Origin of the sequence: Brachybacterium saurashtrense (genome assembly GCF_003355475.1) — a bacterium.
GTDB classification, from domain to species: Bacteria; Actinomycetota; Actinomycetes; order Actinomycetales; family Dermabacteraceae; genus Brachybacterium; species Brachybacterium saurashtrense.
Genome location: NZ_CP031356.1, coordinates 2,477,138 through 2,496,683, shown reverse-complemented (window position 1 = coordinate 2,496,683; position 19,546 = coordinate 2,477,138). Strand labels below are relative to the sequence as shown.

17 protein-coding genes are annotated in these 19,546 nt (G+C 73.2%); 14 read left to right on the top strand and 3 right to left on the bottom strand.

Annotation, left to right across the window (positions count from 1 at the left end):
* Positions 1-19: 19 nt before the first annotated feature.
* The gene (locus tag DWV08_RS11400) at positions 20-1,024 is read left to right on the top strand and encodes an SDR family NAD(P)-dependent oxidoreductase (RefSeq protein ID WP_115413902.1); all 1,005 of its coding nucleotides are present in this window, start codon (positions 20-22) and stop codon (positions 1,022-1,024) included.
* Between the two features lie 10 nt (positions 1,025-1,034).
* On the opposite strand, the gene DWV08_RS11395 is transcribed toward DWV08_RS11400, so the two are convergent.
* Positions 1,035-1,646 (bottom strand): VanZ family protein, encoded by a 612-nt coding sequence (locus DWV08_RS11395; RefSeq protein WP_115413901.1) that lies wholly within the window; start codon positions 1,644-1,646, stop codon positions 1,035-1,037.
* Positions 1,647-1,715: 69 nt separating this feature from the next.
* On the opposite strand from DWV08_RS11395, the gene DWV08_RS11390 reads away from it, so the two are divergent.
* The 8 genes from DWV08_RS11390 (at position 1,716) to DWV08_RS16940 (ending at position 10,922) form a co-directional block, all read left to right on the top strand.
* A complete protein-coding gene (locus DWV08_RS11390) occupies positions 1,716-2,696 on the top strand; it encodes a beta-ketoacyl-ACP synthase III (RefSeq protein WP_115413900.1) in 981 nt (326 codons plus the stop codon).
* 108 nt (positions 2,697-2,804) lie between these two features.
* Positions 2,805-3,317: a DUF456 domain-containing protein gene (locus tag DWV08_RS11385; RefSeq protein WP_115413899.1), complete on the top strand. Its 513-nt coding sequence runs from the start codon at positions 2,805-2,807 to the stop codon at positions 3,315-3,317.
* On the top strand, positions 3,314-5,530 hold the full coding sequence (locus DWV08_RS11380; RefSeq protein ID WP_115413898.1) for an ABC transporter ATP-binding protein: 2,217 nt from the start codon (positions 3,314-3,316) through the stop codon (positions 5,528-5,530). The genes DWV08_RS11385 and DWV08_RS11380 overlap by 4 nt, the downstream gene beginning before the upstream one ends.
* The gene (locus DWV08_RS11375) at positions 5,527-7,404 is read left to right on the top strand and encodes an ABC transporter ATP-binding protein (protein ID WP_115413897.1); all 1,878 of its coding nucleotides are present in this window, start codon (positions 5,527-5,529) and stop codon (positions 7,402-7,404) included. Before DWV08_RS11380 ends, DWV08_RS11375 begins: the two co-directional genes overlap by 4 nt.
* A 13-nt stretch (positions 7,405-7,417) precedes the next feature.
* A complete protein-coding gene (locus DWV08_RS11370; RefSeq protein WP_115413896.1) occupies positions 7,418-8,284 on the top strand; it encodes a class I SAM-dependent methyltransferase in 867 nt (288 codons plus the stop codon).
* A gap of 106 nt (positions 8,285-8,390) precedes the next feature.
* Positions 8,391-9,326 carry a WXG100 family type VII secretion target gene (locus DWV08_RS16795; protein ID WP_162801555.1) on the top strand — a complete coding sequence of 312 codons (936 nt, stop codon included), beginning with the start codon at positions 8,391-8,393 and terminating at the stop codon, positions 9,324-9,326.
* Between the two features lie 31 nt (positions 9,327-9,357).
* Positions 9,358-10,230 (top strand): hypothetical protein, encoded by an 873-nt coding sequence (locus DWV08_RS11360; RefSeq protein WP_115413895.1) that lies wholly within the window; start codon positions 9,358-9,360, stop codon positions 10,228-10,230.
* The gene (locus DWV08_RS16940) at positions 10,227-10,922 is read left to right on the top strand and encodes a hypothetical protein (protein ID WP_115413894.1); all 696 of its coding nucleotides are present in this window, start codon (positions 10,227-10,229) and stop codon (positions 10,920-10,922) included. Before DWV08_RS11360 ends, DWV08_RS16940 begins: the two co-directional genes overlap by 4 nt.
* Before the next feature lie 56 nt (positions 10,923-10,978).
* On the opposite strand, the gene DWV08_RS11350 is transcribed toward DWV08_RS16940, so the two are convergent.
* A complete protein-coding gene (locus DWV08_RS11350) occupies positions 10,979-11,629 on the bottom strand; it encodes a DUF6318 family protein (RefSeq protein WP_164740363.1) in 651 nt (216 codons plus the stop codon).
* Between the two features lie 174 nt (positions 11,630-11,803).
* Between DWV08_RS11350 and DWV08_RS11345 the strand changes: the two genes are divergently transcribed.
* The 5 genes from DWV08_RS11345 (at position 11,804) to DWV08_RS11325 (ending at position 18,469) form a co-directional block, all read left to right on the top strand.
* Positions 11,804-13,540 carry an ABC transporter ATP-binding protein gene (locus DWV08_RS11345; RefSeq protein ID WP_115413892.1) on the top strand — a complete coding sequence of 579 codons (1,737 nt, stop codon included), beginning with the start codon at positions 11,804-11,806 and terminating at the stop codon, positions 13,538-13,540.
* On the top strand, positions 13,540-15,597 hold the full coding sequence (locus DWV08_RS11340; protein WP_115413891.1) for an ABC transporter ATP-binding protein: 2,058 nt from the start codon (positions 13,540-13,542) through the stop codon (positions 15,595-15,597). Before DWV08_RS11345 ends, DWV08_RS11340 begins: the two co-directional genes overlap by 1 nt.
* Before the next feature lie 75 nt (positions 15,598-15,672).
* Positions 15,673-16,605 carry an ABC transporter substrate-binding protein gene (locus tag DWV08_RS11335; RefSeq protein ID WP_115413890.1) on the top strand — a complete coding sequence of 311 codons (933 nt, stop codon included), beginning with the start codon at positions 15,673-15,675 and terminating at the stop codon, positions 16,603-16,605.
* On the top strand, positions 16,602-17,582 hold the full coding sequence (locus DWV08_RS11330; protein WP_115413889.1) for an amino acid ABC transporter permease: 981 nt from the start codon (positions 16,602-16,604) through the stop codon (positions 17,580-17,582). The genes DWV08_RS11335 and DWV08_RS11330 overlap by 4 nt, the downstream gene beginning before the upstream one ends.
* Positions 17,582-18,469 (top strand): amino acid ABC transporter ATP-binding protein, encoded by an 888-nt coding sequence (locus DWV08_RS11325; protein ID WP_277601763.1) that lies wholly within the window; start codon positions 17,582-17,584, stop codon positions 18,467-18,469. The genes DWV08_RS11330 and DWV08_RS11325 overlap by 1 nt, the downstream gene beginning before the upstream one ends.
* A 9-nt stretch (positions 18,470-18,478) precedes the next feature.
* Here the strand turns inward: DWV08_RS11325 and DWV08_RS11320 are convergent, their stop codons facing one another.
* Positions 18,479-19,519 (bottom strand): CobW family GTP-binding protein, encoded by a 1,041-nt coding sequence (locus DWV08_RS11320; RefSeq protein WP_115413888.1) that lies wholly within the window; start codon positions 19,517-19,519, stop codon positions 18,479-18,481.
* Positions 19,520-19,546: the final 27 nt, after the last annotated feature.

The following is a 19,546-nucleotide window of genomic DNA, read 5'->3' as shown; positions in this document are numbered from 1 at the left end:
GCCCCGTCGAGGAGGACCCATGACCGACCAGCCCACCACCCATGACGCCCCGCTCACCGCCGGGGACACCATCGACCGCTGGCTCTCCCATCCCGAGGGCTCCGCCGTGATCGGCCGCCTGCTCGAGGGCATGGACCAGGGGCCGGACGTGCTCGACCGGATCCGTCGGCTGCCTCTGCGCACCCTGGCCGAGATGAGCCAGGGCCGTCTCACCGACGCGATGGTCGAGGAGATGGTCCGCGCCGTCAACGGCGGCGAGCTGCCCGCCGAGCAGGAGGCGGCCCCGGCCTCGGCCCGCTTCGCCGGCCGCACCGTGATCGTCACCGGCGCCGCCTCCGGGATCGGCCGCGCCACCGCCGAGAGGCTCCTCGCCGAGGGTGGGCGCGTGATCGCCGTCGACCTCTCCGAGGAGGGGCTCGCGGCCCTCCGTCCCGGCGCCGGGGAGACCGTGCCCGTGACGGCGGACATCACGCGCGAGGAGGACATCGCCCGCATCGTCGAGGCGGCGGGGGAGCGGGTCGACGGCCTCGCCAACATCGCCGGGATCATGGACGGGATGACCCCGCTGCACGAGACCGACGACCAGCTGTGGGAGCGGGTGTTCTCGATCAACGTCACCGGCACCTTCGCCCTCACCCGGGCGGTGCTGCCGAGGATGCTCGAGGCCCGCCGCGGCTCGATCGTGCACACCGCCTCCGAGGCCTCGCTGCGCGGCAGCGCCGCCGGCACCGCCTACACCGCCAGCAAGCACGCCGTGGTGGGCCTGACCCGCTCCGGCGCCGTGCTCTACGGCCCGCACGGGATCCGCACCAATGCCGTGGCGCCCGGCCCCACGGCCACCGGGATCGAGGGCGGCTTCCGCTCCGAGTTCGCCCAGCAGCGCCTGGCGCCGTTCTTCGCCCAGATCCCGCCGGTCACCACGGCGCAGACCCTCGCCTCGTCGATCACTTGGCTGCTCTCCGACGACGCCGAGAACATCAACGGGCAGGTCCTCGCCTCCGACGGCGGCTGGTCCGCGCAGTGAGGCGGCGCGCTCAGCCCGGCTCGGGCTCCCGCGCGAACAGCGGCACCCCGAGCCGGCTGAGCAGCGGGGCGCACAGCGCGCCCGCCCACGCGCCGAGCGTGTTGGCCACCAGGTCCTCGATGTCCGCGATCCGCACCCCGCACGGGTAGAGGCCGAACGCGCCGGTGTACTGGGTGACCTCGATCAGGGCCGCGAGCAGCATCGCCATCGCCACGGAGGTGGTGGCGTCCAGCCGGAACACGCCGCGCAGGATCAGCCCCAACGGCACGAACAGCGCCATGTTCATCGCCACCTGCAGCGCCGGGAAGCTGGTGGCGAGCTCCCACCACGCCGCCCCGCCGCGCTGCAGCGCCAGCAGCTCCGCGGCGGAGTGGAAGGGGTCCAGCCTCGCCACGCCCCCGGTGCGGGAGCGACAGGTCAGCGCGATGTCGTAGGCGGGCGCGATGGTCAGCCCCGCCAGCGTCATCGTGTACACGCAGATCGCGGCGACGCCCACCAGGCGCGGCGGGCGCACCGCACCGAAACGGCGGCGCTGCAGCCACATCGCGGGCAGCAGGAGCAGGGCGAAGACGCCGAGCCCGCCCGCGATGCCCACCAGGGCCAGACGCATCAGCTCGCTCACAGCGCGAACGGTACACAGCGCGCCCGAACTACCATCGAGAGGTTCCCGCACGTGCCCCAGGAGATCGCCATGACCACGAGCCCCCGCCCCTTCGCCGCCGCTGCCCCCGCCGCCGGCTCGAGGATCCTCGGCACCGGCCACCATCGCCCCGAGCGCGTGATGACCAACGCCGACCTCGAGCAGCTCGTCGAGACCAGCGACGAGTGGATCCGCCAGCGCACCGGCATCGAGGAGCGGCGCATCGCCGCCGACGGCGTGGACGTGGGCGACCTCGCCGCGATCGCCGGCCACCACGCCCTGGCCGACGCGGGCGTGGACGCCTCCGAGGTCACCCAGGTCATCGTCGCGACCTGCACCAACCAGGAGCGCTCCCCGAGCGCGGCGGGCCGCGTCGCCCAGCAGCTCGGGATCCCGGCGCCGGCCGCCTTCGACGTGGGCGCGGCCTGCTCCGGCTTCGAGCACGCCCTCGCCGTCGCGGACATGTCGATCCGCTCCGGCGCCTCCACCACCACCCTCGTGATCGGGGCGGAGAAGCTCTCCGCCGTCACCGACTACACCGACCGCACCACCTGCATCCTCACGGCCGACGGGGCGGGCGCGATGGTGCTGCGCGCCGCCGACGAGCCCGGCATCGCGCCGGTGGTGTGGGGCACCGTCCCCGAGCTCGCGGACGCCGTCACCATCAACGGCGAGCAGCCCGCCTTCGCCCAGCAGGGCCGCCAGGTGCTGGGCTGGGCGCTACGGGAGGCGCCGGTGATCTCCCAGCGCATCGTCGACGCGGCGGGCCTGACCATGGAGGACATCGACGTGTTCGTGCCCCACCAGGCGAACCTGCGCATGATCGAGCCGCTCGCCGCCGCGCTGGGCCTGCGCGAGGACGCGATCGTCGCCGACGACATCATCACCTCCGGCAACACCTCCGCCGCGACGATCCCGCTGGCGATCTCCCGGCTGCGCGAGGCAGGGCGCATCCCCGCCGGCGCGACCGCGCTGCTGGTGGGCTTCGGCGGCGGCTTCTCCTGGGCCGGCCAGGTGGTGCGCCTGCCCTGATCCCGCAGCACCCGCGCGGCACGCGCCGATAGGATGGACGCGGCCCCGCCGTGAACGCTCACCGTCGCGCGCCCCCGACGCCCCCGCCAGCCATCTTGGAGGACCACCGTGGTCGACAGCCTGACCGTCCAGATCATCGTCACGGTCCTCGCCGGCCTCGCCTACGCGGTGGGCCTCGCCGGCATCATCGTGCCCGTGCTGCCCGGCACCATCACCATCGTCGTCGCCACCCTGGTCTGGGCGATCGTGGTGGGCGGCTGGCCGGCGTGGGTCGCCTTCGGGATCGTGCTCGTGCTGGGCGCGGCGGGGATGGCCACCAGCTACGTCCTCACCGGCAGGCGGCTCCACGCCGCCGAGGTGCCGATGTGGCCCGTCTACGTCGCGATCGCCGCCGCGATCGTGGGCTTCTTCGTGATCCCCTTCCTGGGACTGCCGATCGGCTTCCTGGTGGGCCTGTACGTCGCCGAGTCGCTGCGGCTGAAGGACTGGAAGCAGGGCCTGTCCACCACCGGGGTGGCGCTGAAGGCGCTGGGCACCGGGATCCTCATCGAGTTCTCCCTGGCGATTCTGGCCACCTTCACCTTCGCGATCGCCGTCGTCGTCCACTTCGTGACCGCATGACCGGCACCCGCACCCGCGACCAGGACCCCGAGAGCACCGCCCGACCCGGCACCGACCCGTCCGGCACCGACCCGTCCGGCACCGACCCGTCCGGCACCGACCCGTCCGGCACCGACCCGTCCGGCACCGACCGGTCCGGCACCGACCGGTCCGGCGCCGCGCGCGCCGACGCCGACCGCCCCGGCACGGCCCCGTCGGCCGCTCGCCCCGCGCCGCTCGGCACCTCGCAGCACCCGGCCGTGCTCCTGCCCGGCCTCGCCCGCCTGCTGAAGGGCTCGTGGGAGCAGCGCGGCTGGTTCGCGCTCGCCGTCCTCGGCGCCACCGCCTTCGCGCTGCTGCAGATCGCGACCTCCGCGATCGTGGGCCGCGTCACCGAGGAGGTCGTGGTGCCCTCCTTCCAGGGCGGCTCCCTCGAACTGGGCCTGATCGTGGGCGGCGGCGCGGCGATCCTCGGCATCGCCGTGGCCCGCGCCGTGGCCGTGATGGCGCGGCGCGTGTTCGCCGCCGCCGCCCAGTTCGAGCTGTTCGGCCTGTACCGCGAACGGCTCGTGGCCGTGTACGCGAAGGTGCCGCTGCTGTGGCACCGCCGCCAGTCCACCGGCACCCTGCTGAGCTCCGTCTACTCCGACGTCGAGGCGACGTTCTTCGCGATGGCGCCGTTCCCCTTCGCGCTGTCCACCATCGCGATGCTGATCTACGCCACCGTGGTGGTGGCCCGCATCGACCCCGTGATCCTGCTGGTCATGCTGGCGCTGATCCTTCTGCTGATTGTGCTGAACGTGCTGCTGCAGCGCTTCGCCACCCCGATCGCGATGCGCTCCCAGCAGCTGCGCGCGGAGGTCGCCGAGATCGCCCACGAATCCTTCGACGGCGCGAACGTGATCAAGTCCCTGGGCCGCGAGGACGTGGAGGAGCGGCGCTTCACCCGCTCCGCCGAGGACCTCCGCGAGGCCGGGATCCGCTTCGGGTACGTGCGCGGCTGGTTCGACCCGCTGATCGACGCCCTGCCCAACCTCGGCATCCTTGCCGTGGCCGTGCTCGGCGCCTGGCGGATCGGGGACGGCCACCTCACCACCGGCCAGCTCGTCGAGGTGGCCTACCTGTTCACGCTGATGTCCCTGCCGATCCGCTCCTTCGGCTGGGTGCTGGGGGATCTCTCCCGCACCGTCGTGGGCGGCGGCCGCGTGCAGCAGATCCTCGACGTCGACGAGCGGCGCGACTACGGGCCCGCTCCGCTGCCCTACGGGCCCGGCGTGCTCGAGCTGGACCGCGTCACCTTCGAGTACCACGACGACCCGGCCGCGGTGATCCTGGGCAGCGGCCAGGACGCCGCAGGTCCCGCCCGCACCGCCACCGCCCTGCACGAGGTGAGCCTGCGCGCCGATCCGGGGGCCGGCACCCGCGTGCTCGCCGTGGTGGGGGCGACCGGATCCGGCAAGTCCACCCTCGCCCTGCTCGCCGCGGGACTGGTCCACCCCACCGCCGGGGCGGTGCGCCTGGACGGCGCGGACCTGCGCTCCCTCACCGCCGACGCCCTCACCGCGGACGTCGCCCTGGTGCTGCAGCAGGCCTTCGTGTTCGACGAGACGGTGCGCTGGAACGTCACCCTCGGCGAGGACATCGACGAGGCCACCGTGCGCTGGGCGCTGCGCGTGGCCCAGGCCGAGGAGTTCGTGGACGCCCTGCCCGAGGGCCTCGACACCGAGCTCGGGGAGCGCGGCGGCTCGCTCTCCGGCGGGCAGCGCCAGCGGATCGCGCTCGCACGGGCGCTGGCCCGTCGGCCCCGCCTGCTGGTGCTCGACGACGCCACCAGCGCCTGCGATCCCAGCGTGGAGCTGGCCGTGCTCGACGGCATCCGCCGCGAGATGACCGACTCGACGCTGCTGCTGATCGCCTACCGCAAGTCCACCATCTCCCTGGCCGACCAGGTGGTCTTCCTCGACCACGGCCGGGTGGCCGACGCCGGCGAGCACGAGCTGCTGCGGGAGCGCAGCGCCGGGTACCGCGCCCTGGTGGACGCCTACGACGAGGCCGCGATCAGCCACAGCCTGCTCGAGGCGAGCGCGCCCCCGCCCGCCGACGGCCCCGACCCGTCGGCCGCCGTCACCGCGCAGCGGGAGCGCACCGTGGCCGACGCCCGCGAACGCCACGGCGCCGGCCGCTACCGCCACGAGGACGACCCCGACGACTGCAGCGAGGAGGAGGAGCGATGACCGCCCCTGCCCGCGACTCCTCCCGCCTGGGCGTCGAGGCGCGCACTGACGAGTCCGCGCTGCACACCATCCGCCGCGGCCTGGCGCTCACACCGCACGCCCTGCGCGGGCTGTGGATCACGCTCCTGCTCGCCGTGATCGCGACCGCCGGCAAGGTGGTGGTGCCGATCGCGGTGCAGGCCATCCTGGACCGCGGCATCATCGAGCCCGAGGTGCCGGACATCGCCTTCGTGGCCGGCGCCGCCGGTCTCGCCGCCGGGGTGCTGCTGGTCACCGCGGTGTGCAACATCGTCATGAACCGGCGCCTGTTCCGCCTGGCGGAGACGTCCCTGGCCACGCTGCGCACGCGCGCCTTCCGCCACATCCACGACCTCTCCCTGCTCACCCAGGGCACCGAGCAGCGCGGCGCGCTGGTCTCCCGTGTGACCAGCGACGTCGACACCGTCAGCCAGTTCATGAGCTTCGGCGGGATCATGCTGGTGGTGATGAGCATGCAGCTGCTGCTCGCCACCGCCGTGATGGTGTTCTACTCCTGGCCGCTCGCGCTGGTGGTGTGGCTGTGCTACCTGCCGATCCTGCTGCTGATGGGCACCCTCCAGCGGCGGGTCCGCGCCCGCTTCCAGCACGTGCGCACCCAGGTGGGGCGCATGCTGGGCGGCGTCTCCGAGGCGCTGGTGGGCTCGGCCACCGTGCGCGCCTACGGCATCGAGGAGCGCACCCGCAGCACCCAGGCGGCCCGCGTGCGCGAGGTGCGCGACGCGCAGTTCTCCGTGCTGCGGCCGCAGTCCGCCTCCTTCTTCCTCTCGGAGACGGCCGACGGCCTCGCCACCGCCGTGGTGGTCGTGGTGGGGATCCTGCTGGGCACCGGGGCGCTTGGCCTCGACCTGCCCGGCGGCGACCTCACCGCCGGCGGCGTGATCGCCTTCGTGTTCCTGGTCTCGCTGTTCAGCCAGCCGGTGCGGATGGGCATCGAGATGCTGATGCAGGCCCAGAACGCGGTGGCCGGCTGGCGGCGCGTGCTCGGCGTGCTCGACACCCCGGCCGACGTCGCCGATCCCGGCGGGGCGATCGACCCGCACACCGGGGAGCGCGGCGCACCCGTGCCCGGCGCGCGGGCCCTGCCCGAGGGGCCGCTGGACATCGAGATCGACGCGCTGCACTACCGCTATCCCACCGGGCCCGAGGTGCTGCACGGCCTGGACGTGACGCTCCCCGCCCGCTCCCGCATCGCGATCGTGGGGGAGACCGGCAGCGGCAAGACCACCCTCGCCAAGCTGCTCACCCGCATGATGGATCCCGCCTCCGGCGAGATCCGCCTGGGCGGGGTGCCGCTGCCGCTGGTGCCCTACTCCTCGCTGCGCTCGCGCGTGATCATGGTGCCGCAGGAGGGCTTCCTCTTCGACACCACCGTGGCGGAGAACCTGCGCTACGGCCGCCCCGGCGCGAGCGACGAGGAGATGCACCGGGCGCTGGACGAGCTGGGCCTGGGGGCCTGGGCCCGCGAGCTGCCCGAAGGGCTGGACACGCCCGTGGGCCAACGCGGCGAGTCCCTCAGCGCGGGGGAGCGGCAGCTGGTGGCCCTGGCCCGCGCCTACCTCGCCGATCCGGACGTGATCGTGCTGGACGAGGCGACCAGCGCCGTGGACCCCGCCGCCGATGTGCGCCTGCAGCAGGCGATCGACGGGCTCGCCCGCGGCCGCACCACGATCACCATCGCCCACCGCCTCTCCACCGCGGAGCGGGCGGACGGCATCCTGGTGCTGGACCACGGCGCGCTCGTGGAGCACGGCACCCACGCCGAGCTCGTGGATCTCGAGGACGGGATCTACGCGGGCCTGCACCGCTCCTGGGTCGCGCACCGGGCGCAGCGGTGAGGGGCGTGCGCCCGTGACCGGCACCCCGGCCGCGCCGGATCCGCGGCACCCGCCGATCCCGCCGGTCTCCGGGCGGGACGAGCCGCGCTTCGGCAGCGCGGAACGGAAGGCCGCGCTCGCCGGGGCCTTCGCCGCCCAGGGCGCGGACTACGACCGGCTGCGGCCCGGCTACCCGGAGACGGTGCTGGAGGCGATGCTCGCCCCGTTCGCCGCCCCGCCGCGTCGCGCGATCGACCTCGGCGCCGGGACCGGGAAGCTCTCCCGGTCGCTCGTGGAGCGGGGCCTCGAGGTCACCGCGGTGGATACCAGCGCGGCGATGCTCGAGGTGGCCCGCGGCGGGGGCGAGGTCGCCGACGGCACCGGCACGCTCGCCACCCGCGTCGCGCCCGCCGAGGCGACCGGGCTGCCGGCGGCGTCGGCCGAGCTGGTCACCGTCGCGCAGGCCTGGCACTGGTTCGACGCGCAGGCGGCCTCCGCCGAGGCGGTGCGCCTGCTCGCGCCCGGGGGAGTGCTCGCCCTGGTGTGGAACATGCTGGACGTGACCATCCCGTGGGTGCACCGGCTCTCCCGGATCATGCACGCCGGCGACATCCACCGCGAGGACTTCGCCCCCACCGTCGGCCCCGGGCTCGAGCTCGCCGCCCGCAGCGTGCACCAGTGGCAGGACCCGATGCCCACGCAGGACGTCATCGACCTGGCCCGCACCCGCAGCTACGTGATCACCGCCCCCGAGGACCGCCGGCAGAAGGTGCTCGCGAACCTCGACTGGTACCTCCACGACCACCTCGGCCACGCCCGCGGCGCCGTGGTGGGTGTCCCGTACCGCACGGACCTGTTCCTCTACCGCGCCGTCGCGGGGGCGCGGACCGATGGGGAGTAGTCCCCATCGTGCCGCGCACCGTCGCTGGCTACCCTGAAGCTCGTACGCAGGGCCGACGGGGCAGGGGACGGACCTCCGGGGCAGGATCGACGGGAACGGGGCAGGGATGAGCGGCTTCTTCGGAGCGGACACCGCCGCGCTGCGCGATTACGCGCAGCGGGTGCAGGCGGGATCCGGGCGGCTGCAGGAGCTGCGCACCTCGCTGGCCGCCCAGGTGGGCTCGGTGGAATGGACCGGGCCGGACGCCGACGCCTTCCGCCACGACGTCTCCGGCCGCCTCTCGTCCCTGTTCGACCAGGTCGGCGGCGACCTCGCGCGGCGACGCGCCGAGCTCGCCACGCACGCCGAGGAGCAGGACGAGGCCAGCTCCGTCGACGGCGGCGCCGCCGGCGGAGCCTCCCGCGGCAGCGGAGGCGACCGTTCCTTCTCGGACGCCCTCGGGGACCTGCTGTCCAATCCGCTGACCGCCGTGGGCAGCACCATCGCGTCCTCCATCGGTGCGGGCGGGGCGCTGTGGAAGATGGCCACGCAGAGCCGCAACCTGATGGCGCTGCGCGCCGCGATGGACACCCCCGGCGCCGCGGCGCTGTCCGCCCAGACCTTCCTCCGCGGCGGAATGGTCGAGGACGCGGCCGGCTTCCTCGGCAAGCTCGGCGGCGTGGGCCGCTTCCTCGGCGGCGCCGGCGGCGTGCTCGGGATCGCCGGCGGCATCTCCGACATGATCGACCCCCCGCACGACGGCTGGCGCGGCGTGGGCGACAGGATCGCCGGCGGCCTCAGCGTGGTGGGCGGTGCCGGCGGTCTCGCGGTCGCCCTCGGCGCAGGGGCCGCGCTGGGGCCCGTCGGCCTGGGCGTGGTCGCCGTCGCGGGCGTGGGCGCGGGGCTGTGGGCCGCGGGCAACGCCATTTACGACAACTGGGACTCCATCACGGAGTTCGCCGGTGACGTGGGCGGGCACGTGAGCGACTTCGTCTCCGACGCGGGCGACGTCGTCGGCGGCGCGGTCGACGCCGTCGGCGACTTCGTGGGCGGCCTGTTCTGAGTCGCGCGCCCGGCAACGGTAGCCTTCAGCCATGACTTCGCCGCAGTCCGCTCCGTCGGGTGCACCCCGCTTCTCCGCCGAGGACGTCGAGATCGCGACCGCGCTGCTCACCCAGCCGCTCGAGCAGCCCGTCACCGAGGTCGTGACCCTCACCGACGAGGAACTCATGGCGCTCGACGGCATCGAGCAGGAGCCCCTCACCCCCACCCCCTGGGTCAGCGGCTCTGCCGAGGACGAGGACTCCCGCGCCCTGGTGGCCGCCGCCGCGATGCGCTCGATGATCTCGCGCGGCATCGTCAGCTCCGCCGCCGTGCTGGATCCCCGCCGCTACGAGGACGGCAGCCAGGAGCAGGCGCGCATTGTCGCCGTCCCGGCGCTGCAGGGCACCATGGTGCTGCGCCGCACCGCGGACGCCGTGCTCATCGCCGAACGGCAGACGGAGCGCGGCACCGCCTACGGCTACTTCTACCTCTTCCACGTCGACGGCGGCGTGCGCGTGCTCTGGGAAGCCTTCGACGCGACCGGCTTCCACCTCTTCTTCCTGCTCGAGGGCGGGACCCTGCCCGAGCAGCTGCGCGCCTTCGTGGACCCGGTCGCCGGCGCGGGCGAGGTCGAGGGCGAGGTCGAGGAGGTGCCCGCCGCGTCATTCGCCACCAGCGCCGTCGCGCAGCGCCTCGCCGATGCCCGCGCCGTGACCACCGTGCTGGTGCTGGACCGTGAGGACACCGCCGGGCCCACCGCCTTCACCCTGTTCTCCACTCCCGACGCGCTCGAGCTGATGGAGACCGACGGGGAGGGGGAGGCCGCGATCCAGCGCGTCGGGGCAGTCTCCGCAGCGACCCTCGAGGGCCTGATCGAGGAACTCGTCGCGGGCACCCGTCCCGGCGCGGGCGCCGCCCGGTGACCGCCCGCTCCGCCGCCCGCCGCCACCGCGACGAGGTCGGAGAGGTCCTCGCCGTCCACGCCGACCGGCCGGGACCGTTCGTGGTCGTCGGCGTCGTGGCCGTGTGGCTGCTGTTCAGCGGCCTGACCCTGCTGAACCCCGCCGAGAGCCCGGTGCTCATGCTCGCCCCGACGGCGGTGTTCGCGGTGCTGTGCGCGCTGGTGCTGGTGTACATCAGCGGGGAACGGCTGATCGTGTGTGAGCGTGGTCTGGTGCTCGGCTCCTTCGCCCCCGGGCTCCGCCCCTCCGTGATCCGGTACGAGCAGATCGTGCCCGGCAGCCTGGTGCCCGTCACCGGGGCGCGCCGCTACGCGGCGGAGACCGGCACCGGCGGCTACCCCCAGTCCACGGTGCGCCGCTCCGCCTGGACCCGGCAAGGCGTGCACTTCGTGGGTCCGTCCCCGAAGGAGGCCCGTCGTCATCGTGCCCTGCTGGCACCGCTGCAGGATCCGCCGCCCCGCTCGATCGACGGACGCTGGGTGTGGTTCGCCGGCACCGGGGCCACGCCGCCCGCGCAGGTCACCGCCCTGATCGCCCGTGCCGCCGGCGCCGCCGGCGCGGTGGAGCTGGCCCGGGCCACCGCCGCCGCCCCCGAGCGCGCCCTCACCGGCCGTCCCGCGGATGCCTCCGCCCACCTGCCCGGGCTGCGCTGAAGGACGGCATGCGCTGAGGGACGGGCTGGACGCAGGGGCGGGCCGCGTCCCCGTGCTCAGCCGCCGGCGCCGCCCGCATCGGAGGCCCCGGCCCCGGCCGGCACGATGCTCAGGTCGGTGGCGCGCCAGCGCTCGCCGTCCCAGGCGAGGGTCGCGATCATCTGCCCGGACTCCGCCTCCAGCGGGACCGCCTGCAGGGACGGATCGTCCACCAGGATCGACTCCTCCTGGGTGAAGTCCGCGACCGCGGTGCCCGTGGCGGGCGGCTCCCCGGTGCCGGAGAAGCTGGTGCCGGTCACCTCGAACGCGCCGCCCACCAGGTAGCCACCCTGTGCGGCGAGCACCTCCGTGTTCTGCAGGAAGCCCACGCACGCCTGGCAGTTCGGGTCCACCGAGTCCTCCCACACCGAGGTGTCGCCGCTGCTCATCATGTAGTCGTAGGACTCCAGCAGGTAGGTGAGGGTGGCCTGGGCGCCCTCCGCGCTCTGCTCGGTCATCGCCGCGGGCTCCTCGGGCCGGGGCAGCTCCGGGCGCGGCGGCTGCTCGGCGGGGTCCACCGTCGGCCGATCGTCGGGGTTCTCGGCGGTCTCGGCGGGTTGCTGCGTGCCGCCCGAGCCCAGCAGCTGGCTGACCCCGATCGCTCCGACGGGGACCAGCAGCACCAGGGCGAGCGCGACGACGACGAGTCTCTGCACAGGACGGTTCACCCGCTCCACGGTAGACGACCGCCCTGCACGCCCGGTGCTCCCGGTTCCGCCCTGCGCGGATCCGCCGAACGTCGGATGCCGAACGTGTGTCGGAAAGCCTATGCTTCCCAGGCCGCCCGCGCGCCCGCGACCCTCTCGTGCGCCCGCACCGCGCGGCCTCTCGGAAGGAATCGTGTGACCCTGCTGCGCCTGGTGCTCAAGGGCCTCGCGCCGTACTGGATCTGGGTGCTCCTGGTGGTGCTCTTCCAGATCGTCGGCGTGCTGGCCGCCCTCTACCTCCCCACCCTCAACGCCGACATCATCGACGACGGCGTCGCGAGGGCCGATGTCGACGTGATCTGGGAGCTCGGGCAGCTGATGCTGCTGATCTCCCTGGGCAACATCCTCGCCCTGGTGGCCGCGAACTTCTTCGCCGCCCGTTCCGCGATGCGCGCCGGGAAGGACCTGCGCTCGCGGGTGTTCGCCCGCGTGAACTCCTTCTCCCCGCGGGAGCTGGCCGAGTTCGGCACCCCCTCGCTGATCACGCGCTCCACCAACGACGTCCAGCAGGTGCAGATGCTGGTCTTCTTCAGCCTGAACATGCTGGTGCAGGCGCCGGTGACCGGCATCGGCGGGGTGATCCTGGCGCTGCGGGTGGAGCCGGGGATGGCCTGGCTGATCGCGGTGATGGTGCCGGTGATGCTGCTGGCCGTGGGCACCCTGATCGTGCGCGCCGCCCCGCTGTTCAAGCAGATGCAGGGCCTGATCGACGAGATCAACGGCGTGCTGCGCGAACAGATCACGGGCATCCGCGTGCTGCGCGCCTTCGTGCGGGAGGACCGCGAGCGGGAGCGCTACGGCGCGGTCAACGACCGCATCACCGACCTGAACCGCCGCATCGGGCTGCTGATGATCCTCATCAACCCGATCATCATGTTCATCCTCAACGTCTCCAGCGTGCTGGTGCTGCTGGTGGCCGCGCCCCGCATCGACGCCGGGCAGATGGAGGTCGGCTCGATCACCGCCTTCATCGCCTACCTGATGCAGATCCTCATCGCCGTCATGATGGCCACCTTCATGACCATGATGATCCCGCGCGCCATGGTCTCCGCCGAGCGCATCAGCGAGGTGCTCGCCACCGAGACCTCCGTGGTGCAGCGCCTCGACGGGATCCGCGAGATCGAGGGGCCGCTCGAGCTCACCCTCGAGGACGTCTCCTTCACCTACCCCGGCGCGGAGCGGCCCGTGCTCGAGAACATCTCCTTCACCGCCCGCGCCGGCCAGACCGTCGCCATCATCGGCGGCACCGGCGCCGGCAAGACCACCCTGCTCAACCTGGTACCGCGCCTGATGGACACCACCAGCGGGAGAGTGCTGCTGAACGGCCACGACGTGCGCGACCTCGACGCCCGCGTGCTGTGGGACACCGTGGGCCTGGTCCCGCAGCGCCCCTACCTGTTCTCCGGCACCGTCGCCTCCAACCTGCGCTTCGGCAGCCCGTCCGCCTCCGACCAGGAGCTGTGGCACGCCCTGACCATCGCGCAGGGCCGCGACTTCGTCGCCGCGATGCCCGAGGAGCTCGACTCCGCGATCGCGCAGGGCGGCACCAACGTCTCCGGCGGGCAGCGGCAGCGGCTGTGCATCGCCCGGGCGCTGGCGGCGAGGCCGTCGCTGTACCTGTTCGACGACTCCTTCAGCGCGCTCGACCTCACCACCGACGCGCGCCTGCGCGCCGCCCTGGAGCCCGAGACCCGGGACGCCCTCACCCTGATCGTCGCCCAGCGAGTCTCCACCATCACCGGGGCGGATCTGATCCTGGTGCTGGACAACGGCCGGATCGTGGACCAGGGCACCCACGCCGAGCTGCTGGAGAGCTCGCAGACCTATCAGGAGATCGTCCGCTCGCAGGGCGTCGAGGAGGAGGTGGCCTGATGACCGCCGAGAAGGAGCGCACCGCGCCCGCCGCCGGCGACGAGGCGGGCACCGCCGCCGAGATCGCCTCCGAGAAGGACGCCCAGCGGGGCCTGCGCCCCGGCCAGAGCGCCAAGAACTTCTGGCCCTCCACCAAGCGCCTGGTGCGCGAGATGGGCCCGGAGCGGAAGTACCTCGTGATCGCGATCGCGGTGGGCGCCGTCTCCGTGGCGCTGAACGTGGTGGGCCCCAAGATCCTGGGCCACGCCACCGACCTCATCTTCACCGGCCTGATCTCGCGCGACATGCCCGCGGGCTCCGACCCGGCGGATGTCATCGCGGGGCTGCGCGCCCAGGGCGAGGACCGGTTCGCGGACATGCTCTCGGGCATGACCCTCACCCCCGGCCAGGGCATCGACTTCACCGCCCTCCACCAGACCCTCGCCCTGGCCGTGGGCCTGTTCGTGGTGGCGGCGCTGCTGATGTGGCTGCAGGGCGTGGCGCTGAACCGGATCATCTACCGGGTGGTGTCCCGCCTGCGCCGCGAGGTGGAGGAGAAGCTGCACCGGCTGCCGCTGGCGTACTTCGACCGGATGAAGCGCGGCGAGATCCTCTCCCGCGTCACCAACGACATCGACAACCTCCAGAACACCCTCATGAACACCGTGACCGGCCTGGTCAACGCGGCGCTGACGGTGATCGGGGTGCTGGCGATGATGCTCACGATCTCCTGGCAGCTGAGCCTGATCGCCCTGGCCGTGATCCCGGTGGCGCTGGTGGTCACCGGGGTGGTGGGCGCGCGGTCGCAGAAGCTGTTCGCCCAGCAGTGGGACGCCACCGGCGTGGTGAACGCCGAGGTGGAGGAGGACTACACCGGCCACTCCCTGGTGACCGTCTTCGGCCGGCGCGACGAGGTCGCGGCCCGCTTCGAGGAGCGCAACGACCGGCTGTTCCGCGCCTCCTTCGGCGCGCAGTTCGTCTCCTCCCTGATCATGCCGCTGATGATGTTCGTGGGCAACCTCAGCTACGTGGCCGTGGCGATCGTGGGCGGGCTGCGGATCGTCTCCGGCCAGCTCACCCTGGGCGAGGTGCAGGCGTTCATCCAGTACTCGCGCCAGTTCACGCAGCCGCTGTCCCAGCTCGCCTCGATGGCCACCATGCTGCAGTCCGGCGTGGCCAGCGCCGAGCGGGTGTTCGAGCTGCTGGACGCCGAGGAGCAGGAGCCGGAGACCACCGAGGTCACCGCCGCCGAGGGGCTGCGCGAGGGGCGGGTGGAGTTCTCCCACGTTCGCTTCTCCTACAGCCCCGACCGCGAGCTGATCCGCGATCTGTCCCTGGTGGCGGATCCGGGCCACACGGTCGCGATCGTGGGGCCGACGGGGGCCGGCAAGACCACCCTGGTCAACCTCGTGATGCGGTTCTACGAGATCGACGGCGGCCGGATCACCATCGACGGCGTGGACATCCGCGACCTCACCCGCGCCCAGCTGCGCGAACGCACCGGCATGGTGCTGCAGGACACCTGGCTGTTCAAGGGCACCCTGCGGGAGAACATCCGCTACGGGCGCCTGGACGCGACCGACGAGGAGGTGATCGAGGCGGCCCGCGCCACCCACGTGGACGACTTCGCCCGGCAGCTCCCGGACGGCTACGACACCGTGGTGGACGACGACGAATCGACCCTCTCCGCCGGTGAGAAGCAGCTGGTCACGATCGCGCGCGCCTTCCTGGCCCGGCCCAGCCTGCTGATCCTCGACGAGGCCACCTCCAGCGTGGACACCCGCACCGAGGTGCTGGTGCAGCGGGCGATGAACCGCCTGCGGGCCGGCCGCACCAGCTTCGTCATCGCCCACCGCCTCTCCACCATCCGCGACGCGGACCTGATCCTGGTGATGGAGGCCGGGGACATCGTGGAGCAGGGCAGCCATGAGGAGCTCATCGCCCTGGGCGGCGCCTACGCGCGGCTGTACCGCTCCCAGTTCGAGGGCGCCGCGGTGGATCTCGACGCGGCGGAGGAGCTCACGGGTGCCGGCGAGGGCGAGCCGGCCGCCACCACCGGGCCGATGGCGCTGGGGTGAGGCAGCGCCGTTCGGGGCGGGTGAAGCACACCTCAGCGAGTTGTGTTCATGCAGTGCCATGAATACTATTCATCGGTGACTTCGCACCGCCCTCGCCGCCGCACCCTGCTGCGCGGCGCCCCGCTCGCCCTGGCCGTCGCCGCGCTGACGCCCGCGCTGGCCTCCTGCACCCGCGCCTCCGAGCGCCTGGACGCCGAGTCGAACACGGTGCCGGAGGTGGACCTCTCCGGCATCGAGGAGGTCCCGGAGATCGCCGCCCTGGTGCCGGAGTCGATCCGGGAGCGGGGCGAGCTGGTCAACGGCGCGGCGCTGAACTACGCGCCGGGCGAGTTCGTCGGCTCGAACGGGCAGGCCGTGGGCTACGACATCGACATCCTCGCCGCCGTCGGCGCCGTGCTGGGGCTGTCCACCCGCACCGAGGCGGCGGTGTTCGCGCAGATCATCCCCGCCGTCGGCTCCACCTACGACGTGGGCATCTCGAGCTTCACCATCAACGCCGAACGGCTCGAGGCCGTCAGCATGGTCTCCTACTTCACGGCCGGGATCTCCTACGCCGTCAAGGCCGGGAACCCCTACGACATCCACCCGGACGAGCTCTGCGGCAAGCGGGTCGCGCTCCAGGTGGGCACCTACCAGGAGGAGCTGTCCCTCGAGCGCTCCCAGGAGTGCCGCGACGCGGGGGAGCGGGCCTACGACCTGCTCGCCTACACCTCCAACTCCGACGCCGCCACCAACGTGGCCGGCGGCAAGGGCGACATCCTCATGGCCGACTCCCCGGTCACCGCCTACGCCATCGCCCGCTCCCGCGGGACCCTCGAGGCGATCGGCGAGATCGAGGAGTCGGCGCTAAACGGCATCGTGGTCGCCAAGGACCAGCCCGAGCTGGCCGAGGCGCTCCGCGCCGCCCTGCAGCACCTCATCGACACCGGCCACATGGAGCGGATCCTCGCTGCATGGGGCAACGACGCCGGCATGATCCCGACCGCGGAAGTGAACCCCCAGCCGTGAGCACCACCCAGACCACCACCCCGTCCGGCCCGCCCGCCGGGGAGTCCTTCGCCCCGATCCGCGCCAAGGCGGCCCCGCGCCCCGGCACCTGGATCTCCGCCGTCGTCGTGGGCCTGCTGGTGATCGCCCTCGCCGTGTTCCTGGTGCGCAACCCGGTGCTCGAATGGGGCACCGTCGCCACCTACCTGCTGGACGTCAAGGTGGTCCAGGGCGTGGGCTGGACGCTGCTGCTCACGGTGGCGTCGATGGTGCTCGGCACCGTCGTGGCCCTCACCGCCGCCGTGATGCGCCGCAGCGACAACCCCGTGCTGCGCGGCGTGAGCTGGGCGTACATCTTCGTGTTCCGCGGCATCCCGGTGTACACCCAGCTGGTGTTCTGGGGCCTGTTCACCGTGATCGTGCCCAAGATCGTGGTGGGCGTGCCGTTCGGGCCGGAGCTGCTGAGCTTCTCCACCCGCGACCTGCTCACCGCGTTCTGGGCCGCCGTGATCGGGCTGGGCCTGAACGAGGGGGCCTACCTCGCCGAGATCATCCGCTCCGGCCTGAACTCCGTGGACCAGGGGCAGACGGAGGCCTCCAAGGCGCTGGGCATGAGCAACGGCACCATCCTGCGGCGCATCATCGTGCCGCAGGCGATGCGGGTGATCGTGCCGCCGTTGGGGAACGAGACCATCGGCATGCTGAAGACCACCTCGCTAGTGCTCGCGGTGCCCTTCACGCTCGACCTCACCTTCGCCACCAACGGCATCGCGAACAAGCTGTTCACCCCGATCCCGCTGCTGATCGTCGCGGCGCTGTGGTACCTCGCGATCACCTCGGTGCTGATGGTGGGCCAGCACTACCTCGAGCGCTACTTCGGCCGCGGCTTCGACGCCCGCACCCCTGCCCGGGGCGGACGCGGCGGGCGCTCCCGCCAGGCCGCCGTGAACAGCGCCGGCACCACTCCGAAGAACCCGCTCCCGGAGGTGGAGCTGTGATGACCCAGGACCCGCAGAACCCCCAGACCCCCCGGACTCCGGACGCGGCCCCCGCCGGCCCCGGCGCGGCCGGCAGCGACGCTGCTCCCGCTCCCGCTGCGCCCGCTGCTCCCGCGCCCCGCGTGGTGATCCAGGCGGAGAGCCTCCACAAGTCCTTCGGGGACCTGCACGTGCTGAAGGGCTGCGACCTCACCGTGCGCGCCGGCGAGGTGGCCGTGCTGGTGGGCCCCTCCGGCTCCGGCAAGTCCACGCTGCTGCGCTGCCTGAACCAGCTCGAGGAGCCCACCGCCGGGCGGGTGCTCATCGACGGCGAGGTGCAGGGGTACGAGCCCGACCCGCTGCCGGACGGCCGCTGGCAGAAGCTCCGCCCCGCCCGGATCGCCGCCCAGCGCTCCCGCATCGGGATGGTGTTCCAGCGCTTCCACCTCTTCCCGCACCTCACGGCGCTGGGCAACGTGATGGAAGCGCCCGTGCAGGTGCGCGGCCTGCCCAAGGCCGCGGCGGAGAAGAAGGCCCGGGAGCTGCTGGAGCGGGTGGGCCTCGGCGACCGCGCCGACCACTACCCCTCCGAGCTCTCCGGCGGGCAGCAGCAGCGCGTCGCGATCGCCCGGGCGCTCGCGATGGACCCCGAGCTGATGCTCTTCGACGAGCCCACCAGCGCCCTGGACCCGGAGCTGGTCTCCGAGGTGCTCGCGGTGCTCAAGGACCTCGCGGCCGACGGCATGACCATGGTGGTGGTGACCCACGAGATGGGCTTCGCCCGCGAGGTCGCCGACCAGGTGGTGTTCATGGACGAGGGCATGATCGTCGAGCAGGGCGCCCCCGAGCAGGTCATCGACAGCCCGGAGTCCGAGCGGCTGAAGGGGTTCCTCGCCTCGGTGCTGTGAGCGGTTCGCTCACTCGCTGAGCCGGCGGAGCCGGATCAGGCGGCGCAGCCCGGCCGCAGGTGAGGCGCTCGCCTCCTGCAGCGCGGCGGCGAGCCGTGCCCGCACCTGCGCGGCATCCAGATCCATGCCGATCGCGACCAGGCCGTCCTCGCCCCCGGCCGGCCGGGAGGCCACGTGGACGTGCCGGCCCACCAGGTGCATCACGTAGTGCCGCGCCCCGCGCGGGGTGCTCACCGTGATCGTGCCCTTGAGGCGGTACACCCCGGGCGGCGGCGACTCGAACAGGTCGAGCACGGCGCCGGCGTCCACCGGCCCGGGGGCGCGCACGGTGACGGCGTCGGCGTGGACGTGCTGGTGCGGGTCGGCCTCGGCGCGGGCCTGCCGGGTGACGGCCGCGAGCGGGAGCTGGTCCGGGGGATCCTCGGCCTGGGCGATGTCGGCCACCAGCTCGGGATCGATCCTCCCGTGCGGCGCCTCGAGGATCGGGACCTCCTCGCTGCGGAGGCGGATGCGGGCCGTGATCTCCGCGATGACGCGCTCGCGCTCGCCGTCGGCCAGCAGCGCCGTCTTGGTGAGCACCACGAGGGAGGCGGCGGCGAAGCGCGCCGGCGGCTCCCCACGGTGCCCTCCGGGCCCGGCTCGATCCACCGTGTCGAAGTAGGAGAGGGCGTCGACCATCTCGATCACGCCGCCCGGCCGAGTGCGCTCCGCCGCGGAGAAGCGCACCAGCCGCGACACCGCGAGCGGTTCCGCGACGCCGCTGGCCTCCACGAGGATCGCGTCCAGGCGCAGGCGGGGATCGGAGAGCGTCTCGAGCGCCCTGTCGAGCTCATCGCTTTCGGGCATGCAGCACAGGCAGCCTCCCGCGATCGAGGCCGCCTCGTCGATCTGGCCCGTGATGAGCGCGGCGTCGACGTTGATCGCCCCGAAGTCGTTGACCGCGACGCCGAACCGGGCGCCGGGCGCGCGCAGGATCGAGTTCAGCACGGTGGTCTTGCCCGCCCCCAGGAATCCGGTCAGGGCGATGACGGGAACGCGCGGCGGCGTCATGGGCGACTGCCCCTTCGTGGTCTCGGC

Excerpts from the sequence above, each read along its gene's own strand:
- DWV08_RS11400 (WP_115413902.1), top strand. The coding sequence starts at position 20 with ATGACCGACCAGCCCACCACCCATGACGCCCCGCTCACCGCCGGGGAC.
- DWV08_RS11390 (WP_115413900.1), top strand. The coding sequence starts at position 1,716 with ATGACCACGAGCCCCCGCCCCTTCGCCGCCGCTGCCCCCGCCGCCGGC.
- DWV08_RS11380 (WP_115413898.1), top strand. The coding sequence starts at position 3,314 with ATGACCGGCACCCGCACCCGCGACCAGGACCCCGAGAGCACCGCCCGA.
- DWV08_RS11375 (WP_115413897.1), top strand. The coding sequence starts at position 5,527 with ATGACCGCCCCTGCCCGCGACTCCTCCCGCCTGGGCGTCGAGGCGCGC.
- DWV08_RS16795 (WP_162801555.1), top strand. The coding sequence starts at position 8,391 with ATGAGCGGCTTCTTCGGAGCGGACACCGCCGCGCTGCGCGATTACGCG.
- DWV08_RS11360 (WP_115413895.1), top strand. The coding sequence starts at position 9,358 with ATGACTTCGCCGCAGTCCGCTCCGTCGGGTGCACCCCGCTTCTCCGCC.
- DWV08_RS11340 (WP_115413891.1), top strand. The coding sequence starts at position 13,540 with ATGACCGCCGAGAAGGAGCGCACCGCGCCCGCCGCCGGCGACGAGGCG.
- DWV08_RS11325 (WP_277601763.1), top strand. The coding sequence starts at position 17,582 with ATGACCCAGGACCCGCAGAACCCCCAGACCCCCCGGACTCCGGACGCG.
- DWV08_RS11320 (WP_115413888.1), bottom strand. The coding sequence starts at position 19,519 with ATGACGCCGCCGCGCGTTCCCGTCATCGCCCTGACCGGATTCCTGGGG.